Source organism: Streptomyces sp. NPDC091416, assembly GCF_044756845.1.
In the GTDB taxonomy this organism is placed as follows: Bacteria; Actinomycetota; Actinomycetes; order Streptomycetales; family Streptomycetaceae; genus Streptomyces.
The window spans coordinates 222,892-233,755 of the sequence record NZ_JBIVTU010000001.1; the positions used below are offsets into that span (position 1 = coordinate 222,892).

A 10,864-nucleotide genomic window follows, 5' to 3' on the forward strand; every position below is an offset into this window, starting at 1 on the left:
GCCACTCGAACGAGTGAACCGCACTCCTGAGTTGGCGAACAAGTCTCCCCCCGGGCCCCCGACGACACACCTGGACACTCGGCTGGATCTTCCGAGCAGGCTTTGGCAGGATGCCCGCCCGCACACTGCCCGGAGTGAATCCTTCCGCTCCAGCCGCCCGTCTGACCTGCTGGTACGGGCCAATCCTCGGCCCGTGCAGGCCCCGTGAAGGCATCGTGCAGACTGGCCGCATGCGCATCGAACTCGCCACCGTCGCCGGCCTCGCCGGCCGCCCGAACGAGGACTGGGCGGCCACCGTCCTGCCCGCCTCCGGCCAGGGTGGGGGGCTCGTCCTGCTGGACGGGGTGACCCCGCCGCGGGGTGACGACGGTTGCGCACACTCGGTTCACTGGTTCACGGCACGGCTGGGCGGCGCCCTGGTCGAACTGTCCGGTTCGCGGCGGGATATGACTCTGCGGGAGATCCTCGCGGAGTCCATCCGGCGCACCGCCGACACGCATCGTTCCCTGTGTGACCTTTCTCACGTGCGCACGCCACAGGCAACCGTCGTCATGGCGCGTTGGGACCAGGCGGAGATCGAACACCTGGTCCTGTCCGACTCGGTGCTGCTGCTCGAGTCGCCGGACGGCGCCGTCCGCGCGGTTCTGGACGACCGTCTCGACCGCCTGCCGCCGGGGTCGCTCGCCTCCGAGGCAGCCGCCGACGCGCTGCGGAACCAGGAGGGCGGCTTCTTCACCGCCGCCGCCGACCCGGCCGTGGCGGACCGGGCGGTCACCGGCCGGACGCCGCGCGCCGGGGTGCGGGCGATCGCCGCGATGACGGACGGGGCGAGCCGCTGGACGGAGATGTTCGGCGAGGGCGACTGGGCGGACTGCCTGGGGGTGCTCCACAAGGAGGGCCCCCAGGGGCTGATCGACCGGGTCCGGGCCCTGGAGGAGGCGGACACGGGCCGTACGTACCTGCGGCGGGGCAAGCTGCACGACGACGCGACGGCGGTCTACGCACAGCTGTGAGGGTGCGTGACGGCGGTCTCCGCACAGCCGTGAAGAAGCGACGTGAACCCCGATCGCCCCGCCTCGCGCGGGCCCGGCTCAGCTCTCGGCGCGGGCGTTCAGCTGGTGCAGCAGCCGGGCCAGTTCCGCGACCTCGGCGCGGTCCCAGTCGGCGAGTTTGCGCACGTAGCGGTCGCGGCGGGCGTCCCGGACACTGCGGAAGCGGGCGAGGCCCTCGTCCGTGAGGTGGACGAGGAAGGCCCGCCCGTCGGCCGGGTCCGGCTCGCGGGCGACCAGTCCGAGGTCTTCCAGGGCGCGCAGTTGACGGCTCATGGTGGCTTTGCCGACACCGAAGTACGAGGCGAGGTCGGTGGCCCGCTGACGGCCGGCCGATTCGAGGCGTACGAAGAGCCCATAGGCCGCCGCCTCCAGTTCGGGGTGCACCTCGCGCGCCATTTCACCGGAGTTGGCCCGGGCGCGGCGCAGGAAGACCGCCAACTCCAGCTCCAGGGCGAGGAACTCGTGGTCCACACCACTTCCCCCGGTTGCGCCGGGTTCACTCCCGCGTTCGCTCCCGTGCACGTCAACACCCCTCATGAGCTTTCCCGCCACTGAAAGTTTCTTTCGCCGCCGGTCATCGCCGCAGCTCCACCAGTATTTCGCAGGAGTAGACCAACGGCACCGCCCAGGCCCTCTTCCGCCACCCGGGTCTACGTGCGTAGCGTCATGCATGGCATGTTCACACCATGGCATGCCGCAAGGGGTGCGTCCGTCGTGCCCCGGGTCAGCAGATCCCCCCACCGAGGCCTCGGAGGCACGCAATGCCCGTGCACAGATCCGGCTCCACGACCGTCCGTCGCTCGCGCTTCGCCGCGGCGGGAACCCTGCTCGCAGCTCTCTCCCTCCTCGTCGTCCTGCCCGGCGCCGCCGGCGCGGCCCCCACCGCCGGGGACCCGACCGCGCCCGCCCGGGGCACGGCCACGATGGGCATGGGCGTCGTCGCCCACGACGGCCAGGGCGGCCTGCCCACCACCCGCGCGGTCCAGACCGAAGGCGTGGACGTGAGCAGCCACCAGGGCAACGTCGCCTGGTCGACGCTCTGGAACAGTGGCGTGAAGTGGGCCTACACCAAGGCCACCGAGGGCACTTACTACACGAACCCGTACTTCGCCCAGCAGTACAACGGCTCATACAACGTCGGGATGATCCGCGGTTCGTACCACTTCGCCACGCCGGACACGACCAGCGGAGCCACCCAGGCCAACTACTTCGTGGACCACGGTGGCGGCTGGTCCAAGGACGGCAAGACCCTGCCCGGCGTGCTCGACATCGAGTGGAACCCGTACGGCGCGCAGTGCTACGGCAAGACCGCGGCCGGGATGGTCTCCTGGATCCGTGACTTCGTGAACACGTACAAGGCGCGCACCGGGCGCGACGCGGTCATCTACACCGCGACGAGCTGGTGGCAGTCCTGCACGGGCAACAACGCGAGCTTCGGCAGCACCAACCCGCTCTGGGTGGCCCGTTACAACACCACGGTCGGCACGCTCCCGGCCGGCTGGGGCGTCTACACGATCTGGCAGTACACCTCGTCCGGCCCGACGGTGGGCGACCACAACCACTTCAACGGCGCCCTCGACCGCGTACAGGCACTGGCCAACGGCTAGGACCTCTCGCCCGGATCATGCCGGGCTCGCGGGGTCCGGCCCGATCCGGACGAAAGACCCTGGACCCGTCCCTTGAAAGTCCCGCCTGTCCGGCGACGCCCGGCAGGCACGCCACCTCCCCGCATCGCTTCCCCACGGAGCCCGGTGACGCACCCCGTCACCGGGCTCCGCCCCGTTACGCGTCTCCGACCAGGCACGAAGGCTCCCGGTCATACACACCCACCCCCCTATACATGGCATGTATACGCGCTATGTATAGTCCGTGCAGTCCGCACATAAGTGCGACGTAAGCCATGAGGGAGTGACCCGCCTTGCCCAGTAGGACGAAGTCGATCGGGACGGGGTTGGCCCTCGCTCTTGTGACGGCGCTCACGCTGACGCTGAGCGGCTGCTCGATGGAGACCACGGCCCCCGGCAGCGCCCGGGGCGACGCTGGCTCCGACGCCAAGGGCTCGTTCGGCCCGGTCGACTGCCGCAAGGCGAAGTGCATAGCCCTGACCTTCGACGCGGGGCCGGCCGAGGCCACCCCCCACCTGCTGGACATCCTGAAGAAGGAGAAGGTCCACGCGACGTTCTTCCTGCTGGGCAAGAACCATGTGATGAAGCACCCCGAAATCGTCCGCCGGATCGCGGCGGAGGGCCACGAGGTCGCCAACCACACCTGGTCGCACGAGATCCTGACGGACAAGAAGCCGGCGGAGATACGCGCCGAGCTCAAGAAGACGCAGGACGCGATCGAGGCCATCACCGGCAAGAAGCCGCGGCTGATGCGTCCGCCGCAGGGCCGCACCGACGACACCGTCTCCGGGATCAGCAAGGACCTGGGCCTGTCGCAGATCCTGTGGAGTGCCACCGCCAAGGACTACTCGACGACCGACTCCGCGCTGATCACGAAGCGGATACTCGACCAGGCGAGCAAGGACGGCATCATCCTGCTGCACGACATCTACAAGGGCTCGGTGCCCGCGGTGCCCGGCATCATCAAGGAGCTGAAGAAGCGCGGCTACACCTTCGTGACCGTCCCGGAGCTGATGGCCCCGGCCGAGCCGGTCCCGGGCACCATCTACCGCCCCTGAGCCACGGCCGCCCACGCGGAACGGCCCGCCTCCCCGCAAGGGAAGACGGGCCGCCCGTACCGGCCGTGTCCGTGGCGCCGCGCCCGTCACTGCGTGGCGCCTACGCCGCGGCCGGGATCCTCCGCTCCGCCGGGGCCGAGGCCGGGGCGAGGGCGATCTCCAGGACCTGGCGGACGTCCGTGACCGGGTGGACGTCCAGCGTGTCCAGCACCTCGGCGGGAACGTCGTCCAGGTCGGCCTCGTTGCGCTGCGGAATCACCACGGTGGTGATGCCCGCCCGGTGCGCGGCCAGCAGCTTCTGCTTCAGGCCGCCGATCGGCAGGACGCGTCCGGTCAGCGAGACCTCACCGGTCATCGCCACATCCGTACGGACCAGCCGCCCGGAGAGCAGCGAGGCCAGGGCGGTCGTCAGGGTGATGCCCGCGCTCGGGCCGTCCTTGGGGACGGCGCCCGCCGGGAAGTGGATGTGCACGCCCCGGTCCTTGAGGTCCGCGACCGGCAGTTCCAGCTCCGCACCGTGCGAGCGCAGGAAGCTCAGCGCGATCTGCGCGGACTCCTTCATGACGTCGCCGAGCTGACCGGTGAGGGTCAGTCCGGAGGCACCGGTCTCCGGGTCGGCGAGCGACGCCTCCACGAAGAGCACGTCACCGCCCGCCCCGGTCACCGCGAGCCCGGTGGCCACGCCGGGCACCGCGGTGCGGCGCCCGGCCGGGTCCTGGGCGGACTCGGGGACGTGGTGCGGCCGGCCGATGAGAGCGCGCAGGTCCTCGCCGGTCACCGTGAACGGAAGCTCGCGGTCGCCCAGTTCGTGCTGGGCCGCGACCTTGCGCAGCAGCCGGGCGACGGCCCGCTCCAGGTTCCGGACGCCGGCCTCCCTCGTGTACTCGCCGGCCAGCTTCCGCAGCGCCGACTCGTCGAGCGCGACCTCGTCCTCCTCCAGACCGGCCCGCTCCAGCTGGCGCGGGAGCAGGTGGTCGCGGGCGATGACGACCTTCTCGTCCTCGGTGTAGCCGTCGAGCCGGACCAGTTCCATCCGGTCGAGCAGCGCTTCCGGAATGGCTTCGAGCACATTCGCCGTGGCCAGGAAGACGACGTCGCTGAGGTCGAGTTCGACCTCCAGGTAGTGGTCGCGGAAGGTGTGGTTCTGCGCCGGGTCGAGGACTTCGAGGAGGGCCGCGGCCGGGTCGCCCCGGAAGTCGGAGCCGACCTTGTCGATCTCGTCGAGCAGGACGACCGGGTTCATCGAGCCGGCCTCCTTGATGGCGCGGACGATACGGCCGGGCAGCGCGCCGACGTACGTACGCCGGTGGCCGCGGATCTCCGCCTCGTCCCGGACACCGCCGAGGGCGACGCGGACGAACTTGCGCCCCATGGCGTGCGCCACGGACTCGCCGAGCGAGGTCTTCCCGACCCCGGGCGGCCCGACCAGGGCCAGTACGGCACCGCCGCGCCGGCCTCCGACCACACCCAGCCCGCGGTCGGCACGCCGCTTGCGCACCGCGAGGTACTCGGTGATGCGCTCCTTCACGTCCTGCAGACCCGCGTGTTCGGCGTCGAGGATCTCCTGGGCGCCCTTGATGTCGTACGCGTCCTCGGTCCGCTCGGTCCACGGGAGTTCGAGGACGGTGTCGAGCCAGGTCCTGATCCAGGGGCCTTCGGGGCTCTGGTCGGAGGCACGCTCCAGCTTGTCGACCTCCTTGAGCGCGGCCTCGCGGACGTGCTCGGGCAGGTCGGCGGCCTCGACACGTGCCCGGTAGTCGTCGGACTCGTCCTCCGGGTCGCCGTTGAGCTCGGAGAGCTCCTTGCGCACGGCGTCGAGCTGGCGCCGCAGCAGGAACTCGCGCTGCTGCTTGTCGACGCCCTCCTGGACGTCCTTGGCGATGGACTCGGCGACGTCCTGCTCGGCGAGGTGTTCGCCGAGCCACTGGATGGCGAGCTTCAGCCGGGCGACCGGGTCGGCGGTCTCCAGGAGCTGCACCTTCTGTGCGGTGGTCAGGAAGGGGGAGTAGCCGGAGTTGTCGGCGAGCGCGGAGACGTCCTCGATCTGCTGGACCCGGTCCACGACCTGCCAGGCGCCGCGCGTCTTCAGCCAGCTGGTGGCGAGGGCCTTGTACTCCTTGACCAGTTCGGCGACGGCTCCGGGGAGCGGCTCGGGGACGGTGCCGTCGACCCGGGTCCCCTCCACCCAGAGCGCGGCGCCGGGCCCGCTGGTCCCGGCCCCGATGCGTACGCGTCCACGCCCGCGGATGAGGGCGCCGGGGTCGCCGTCCGAGAGCCGTCCGACCTGCTCGACGGTCCCGATGACACCGATCCCGGTGTAGGTCCCGTCGATACGCGGAACGAGCAGCACCTCGGGCTTGCGGCCACCTTCGCGGGCCGCGGCCTGTGCGGCCTCCACCGCGGCCCGGACCTCGCTGTCGGACAGGTCGAGAGGTACCACCATTCCGGGCAGCACGACCTCGTCGTCGAGCGGCAGCACAGGCAGCGTGAGCGGTGTGACCGCATTGGACTCAGTAGCCATGATCTCCCCTTCGGCAGTCAAGTTGAGCTATGCAGACTCAATGCTCCTGAGCCGCGCAATGTTCCCGGGAGTGCGTTCGCTGTGAGCGATCGCGCACGACTGCCGTGCCGCGCCTTGGTGCAACACCGGCCCCGGGCCCCTTAGTCCTTCCGCCCCAGGACCGGGTCCGTGCGATATCCCGTGGAGCACGAAGAGGCCACCGGACAGGATGACCCCATGACCGATGCCGCGTTCCCTTCCCAGGCCCTGCTCGTCGTCGACGTCCAGAAGGCCGGGGTGACCGGCGACCGGGCCGTGCCCGGCGCGGCCGCACTCCTGGAACGGACGGCGGACCTGATCGCCCGCGCACGCCGGAGCGGCGCGCTCGTCGTGCATCTGCAGAACGACGGCGCCCCGGGCTCGGGCGACGAGCCGCACACCCCCGGCTGGGCGCTCCACCTGCCGGTCGAGACGGGACCCAAGGAGTTCGTGATCCGCAAGACGCGGGACGACGGCTTCGCGGAGACGTCCCTGGGCTCCGTCCTCGGCACGGCGGGCGTCGGCTCTCTCGCCGTCTGCGGCGTCATGTCGGAGATGTGCGTCCAGGCGACGGCCCGCACGGCGCTGGCCCTGGGTTACCGGGTCGTCCTCCCCCACGACGCGCACGCCACGCAGGACATCCCGGCCGCCCCCGGCATCAGCGAGGCGGTCCCGGCGGCCGTGGTCTCGCGGGTCGCGGCCTGGGCGATCAGCGCGGACGCCGACGTCACGGCGCGAGCCGAGGGCGTGACGTTCGCATCCCCGAGCCCGGGCCCGCAGAGCGGGATGTCCTCATGACCGGCGTCCGAGGGCTGAACCAGGACGGCACGATCGCACGGGAGGGGTCGCCGGGCCGGGTACGGCCCGCGTTCGCACCGGTCGTGGCCGCGGCCCGTACCCGGATCGCCGAGGTCTTCGGTCCCGCGCGGCTGGACGGCGCCTACATCTACGGCAGCATCCCGCGCGGCACGGCCGTGCCCGGGGTCTCCGACCTGGACCTGCTGCTCGCCCTGCGCGACAAGCCGACCGGGGCGGACCGCGCCGACGCCGATGCCGTGGAGGGAGCCCTGGACGCGGCGTTCGACGAGATCGACGGCGTCGGCATCCTGCTCTCCGACACGAACACGCTGCTCAGCACCCTCGAACGTCATGACTTGGGCTTCTTCGTCGCCTGCCTGTGCACGCCCCTGCTCGGCGAGGACCTCGCCACCCGGCTGCCGCGCTACCGGCCGACCTCGCTGCTCGCCCGCGAGACCAACGGAGATCTGTGCCTGGCGCTCCCCCGCTGGCGCGAACGGGCCGCCGAGGCCACCACGGACGCCGCGCGGCGCACCCTGACGCGGGGGGTCGCACGCCGGATCGTGCGTACGGGCTTCACCCTGGTCATGCCCCAGTGGGGCGGCTGGACCAGCGATCTGGCGGAGTCGGCCGAGCTCTTCGCCCGCTACCACCCGCACCTCCCCGAACGGGCGGAGCAGATGCGGCTGGCCGCGCGCACGGGCCGCACCCCGAGCGCCGACCCGGCCGTCCTGTCCCTGCTCGTCGACGACCTCGCCCCCTGGCTGGCGGCCGAACACATCGCGGTGCACGGCGAGAAGGCTCCACGTCCCTGACCGGGTCCGCATGCGGCGTGCGTGCGCAGGAGGCGGGTCCGCGGCGGCCGCACACGCGAGCCGCCACCGCCCCGTTCGGGGAAACCGCTGGCCCGGTGGCCACGCCAGCCGACAGGATGGCGGGGACAGCGACCGCCATCCACCGGAGAGCATCGCCATGCCCCTCACCTTCGGCCCCGACATCCTCGCCCCCGTCACGCTGGACCGCCGCCAGGGGCCCCACGGGGAGGTCGTGCTGCGCAGGCGGGGCGACGACTTCGAGATCATCGCCAACGGCTGCTTCCTGATGGACACCTCGGACGGGCGCTCCGAGCGGCTGCTGATCGACGCGGCGCTCGACGCCCTGCCCGCCGGCCGGACCACTCCGGCGGTACTCATCGGCGGGCTCGGCGTCGGGTTCTCGCTCGCCCGGGCCGCCGCCGAGCCGCGATGGGGGCGGATCGCGGTGGCCGAGCGGGAGCAGGCCATCGTGGACTGGCACCGGGACGGGCCGCTGGCGGAGATCTCGGGGGCGGCGCTCGCCGATCCGCGGACCGTGGTCCTGACGACGGACCTCGTCACCCACCTCCGTACGACTACGGACCGTTACGACGCACTGTGTCTGGACATCGACAACGGACCGGACTGGACCGTCACCGACGACAACGGGAATCTGTACTCACCCGCCGGGCTCGCCGACTGCCACGCGCGCCTCACACCGGGCGGCGTGCTCGCAGTGTGGTCCGCACAACCGTCCGAGAAGTTCGAACAGGCCTTGCGGGATGCCGGATTCCATGGGGTACGGACCGAAGAGGTAGGCGTTGCCCGAGGTGTGCCCGACGTGGTTCATCTCGCAATTCGAGCAAGCCGATAAGCCCCCGCCCGGTATGTGGGCCCCCGGGACGCCCGGGGGCCAAGCGCCACAAGCGCGACACTCCGCCTCCGCTGTTCACCCGTACGGCCCCCACCGGCTTGCACCCTGCGTAGCCGGGAGCCCTCCGCTGCCTTTACGCTGCTGAGCGATAGCGGGATCACCCACGAAATTCACGAGCGAAAACCGTACGTCCGGGGGAATGGCCTCCGCGAGAACGGGCAGGGGCGGGGCGATGGAACAGACACACACCACCCACACAGGTGTCGCGGCCACCCCGGGCGCGCAGCGCCGCGTGCTGGTGGTCGAGGACGACGCCACGATCGTCGATGCCATCGCCGCCCGGCTGCGGGCCGAGGGCTTCCTGGTGCAGACCGCGCTCGACGGCCCCGCGGCCGTCGACGCGGCCGAGGCCTGGCAGCCGGATCTGATGGTGCTCGACATCATGCTTCCCGGTTTCGACGGCCTGGAGGTCTGCCGGCGCGTGCAGGCCCAGCGCCCGGTGCCGGTACTGATGCTGACCGCGCGCGACGACGAGACCGACATGCTCGTCGGCCTGGGCGTCGGCGCGGACGACTACATGACCAAGCCGTTCTCCATGCGCGAGCTGGCGGCCCGGGTACACGTCCTGCTGCGCCGGGTGGAGCGGGCCGCACTGGCCGCCGTGACGCCGCGCAGCGGCATACTCCGCCTCGGCGAGCTGGAGATCGACCACGCGCAGCGCCGGGTGCGGGTCCGCGCGGATGACGTGCACCTGACCCCGACCGAGTTCGACCTGCTGGTCTGTCTGGCCAACACCCCGCGTGCGGTCCTCTCCCGGGAGCAGCTGCTGGCGGAGGTCTGGGACTGGGCGGACGCCTCGGGCACCCGCACGGTCGACAGCCACATCAAGGCGCTGCGGCGGAAGATCGGCGCGGAGCGGATCCGGACCGTGCACGGTGTCGGTTACGCGCTGGAGACCCCCGCGCCATGACCTCGCCCGGACCGGGGCTTCGGCCGTTCTCGATCAAGGCCAAGCTGGGCACGCTGGTCGTCGTCTCGGTGTTCATCACGACCGGGCTGGTCATGGTGGCCATGCGCACGCGCACGGAGCTGCGGTTCATCACCGTGTTCTCGGTGATCGCGACGCTCCTGATCACCCAGTTCGTGGCACACGGCCTGACCGCGCCGCTGGACGAGATGAGAGCCGTCGCCCGGTCGATCTCGCACGGCGACTACACCAGACGGGTGAGTGGCGCCGGCCGGCGGGACGAGCTCGGCGACCTGGCGCAGACGATCAACCTGATGGCCGACGATCTCGCGGCCGTGGACCGCCACCGCAAGGAGCTGGTGGCGAATGTCTCACACGAGCTGCGCACACCCATCGCGGCGCTGAGAGCCGTGCTGGAGAACGTCGTGGACGGGGTGTCCGCGGCCGATCCGGAGACGATGCGCACGGCCCTGAAACAGACGGAACGTCTCGGCAGGCTGGTGGAGACGCTGCTGGACCTGTCCCGGCTGGACAACGGCGTGGTCACGCTGAAGGCCAGTCGTTTCGAGGTGTGGCCCTATCTGTCGGGGGTCCTCAAGGAGGCGAACCTCGCCGCCGCGCACCGCCGGCTGTCGTCGGGCTCCGGCAACCACTCCCGCACCGACGTCCATCTGCACCTGGACGTGTCGCCGCCGGAGCTGACCGCGCACGCGGACGCCGAGCGGCTGCACCAGGTGGTGGCCAATCTGATCGACAACGCCGTGAAGCACAGCCCGCCGCACGGCCGGGTCACCGTGCGCGCGCGGCGCGGCGGACAGCCCGAGTCACTGCATCTGGAGGTCGTGGACGAGGGTCCCGGCATCCCGGAGTCCGAGCGGCACCGGGTCTTCGAGCGGTTCAACCGGGGCGAGGAGCCCTCTCCGCACGGCCCGGGCAGCGACGGCGGTACGGGACTGGGCCTGGCGATCGCCCGCTGGGCGGTGGATCTGCACGGCGGCCGGATCGGCGTGGCCGAATCCGCCCGTGGCTGCCGCATACGCGTCACTCTTCCGGGGATCCGTCAGCCGCGAGGTTGACATAGGGTTCGAACCGGAAGGGCACGTTCTACGTGTTCTGTTCAAGGGGTACGGTCCAAGGGGCCGTAACTGCGGTCTCGC

Annotated in this window: 10 protein-coding genes; 8 read left to right on the forward strand and 2 right to left on the reverse strand. The window is 71.3% G+C overall.

Annotation, left to right across the window (positions count from 1 at the left end):
- Positions 1–230 precede the first annotated feature (230 nt).
- On the forward strand, positions 231–1,013 hold the full coding sequence (locus ACIQMX_RS00765) for a protein phosphatase 2C domain-containing protein (protein WP_402474176.1): 783 nt from the start codon (positions 231–233) through the stop codon (positions 1,011–1,013).
- A 78-nt stretch (positions 1,014–1,091) separates the two neighbouring features.
- Here the strand turns inward: ACIQMX_RS00765 and ACIQMX_RS00770 are convergent, their stop codons facing one another.
- Positions 1,092–1,589, reverse strand: a complete 498-nt coding sequence (locus ACIQMX_RS00770; RefSeq protein ID WP_402474178.1) for a MarR family winged helix-turn-helix transcriptional regulator — start codon at positions 1,587–1,589, stop codon at positions 1,092–1,094.
- 224 nt (positions 1,590–1,813) lie between these two features.
- Between ACIQMX_RS00770 and ACIQMX_RS00775 the strand changes: the two genes are divergently transcribed.
- Both ACIQMX_RS00775 and ACIQMX_RS00780 read left to right on the forward strand, forming a co-directional pair.
- Complete coding sequence (locus tag ACIQMX_RS00775) at positions 1,814–2,659, forward strand: lysozyme (protein ID WP_363066173.1); 846 nt, start codon at positions 1,814–1,816, stop codon at positions 2,657–2,659.
- A gap of 395 nt (positions 2,660–3,054) precedes the next feature.
- Positions 3,055–3,735 (forward strand): polysaccharide deacetylase family protein, encoded by a 681-nt coding sequence (locus tag ACIQMX_RS00780; RefSeq protein ID WP_363066653.1) that lies wholly within the window; start codon positions 3,055–3,057, stop codon positions 3,733–3,735.
- A 100-nt stretch (positions 3,736–3,835) separates the two neighbouring features.
- On the opposite strand, the gene lon is transcribed toward ACIQMX_RS00780, so the two are convergent.
- A complete protein-coding gene (gene lon / locus ACIQMX_RS00785) occupies positions 3,836–6,256 on the reverse strand; it encodes an endopeptidase La (protein WP_402474181.1) in 2,421 nt (806 codons plus the stop codon).
- Between the two features lie 216 nt (positions 6,257–6,472).
- On the opposite strand from lon, the gene ACIQMX_RS00790 reads away from it, so the two are divergent.
- From ACIQMX_RS00790 to ACIQMX_RS00810, 5 genes are all read left to right on the forward strand, one after another.
- Positions 6,473–7,072: a cysteine hydrolase family protein gene (locus ACIQMX_RS00790; RefSeq protein WP_402474184.1), complete on the forward strand. Its 600-nt coding sequence runs from the start codon at positions 6,473–6,475 to the stop codon at positions 7,070–7,072.
- The gene (locus tag ACIQMX_RS00795) at positions 7,069–7,887 is read left to right on the forward strand and encodes a nucleotidyltransferase (protein WP_402474187.1); all 819 of its coding nucleotides are present in this window, start codon (positions 7,069–7,071) and stop codon (positions 7,885–7,887) included. The genes ACIQMX_RS00790 and ACIQMX_RS00795 overlap by 4 nt, the downstream gene beginning before the upstream one ends.
- A 157-nt stretch (positions 7,888–8,044) precedes the next feature.
- The gene (locus ACIQMX_RS00800) at positions 8,045–8,740 is read left to right on the forward strand and encodes a spermidine synthase (protein WP_402474190.1); all 696 of its coding nucleotides are present in this window, start codon (positions 8,045–8,047) and stop codon (positions 8,738–8,740) included.
- Positions 8,741–8,972: 232 nt separating this feature from the next.
- Positions 8,973–9,710 carry a response regulator transcription factor gene (locus tag ACIQMX_RS00805; RefSeq protein WP_148020697.1) on the forward strand — a complete coding sequence of 246 codons (738 nt, stop codon included), beginning with the start codon at positions 8,973–8,975 and terminating at the stop codon, positions 9,708–9,710.
- Positions 9,707–10,783: a HAMP domain-containing sensor histidine kinase gene (locus ACIQMX_RS00810; protein ID WP_363066183.1), complete on the forward strand. Its 1,077-nt coding sequence runs from the start codon at positions 9,707–9,709 to the stop codon at positions 10,781–10,783. Before ACIQMX_RS00805 ends, ACIQMX_RS00810 begins: the two co-directional genes overlap by 4 nt.
- The last annotated feature ends 81 nt before the right edge of the window (positions 10,784–10,864 follow it).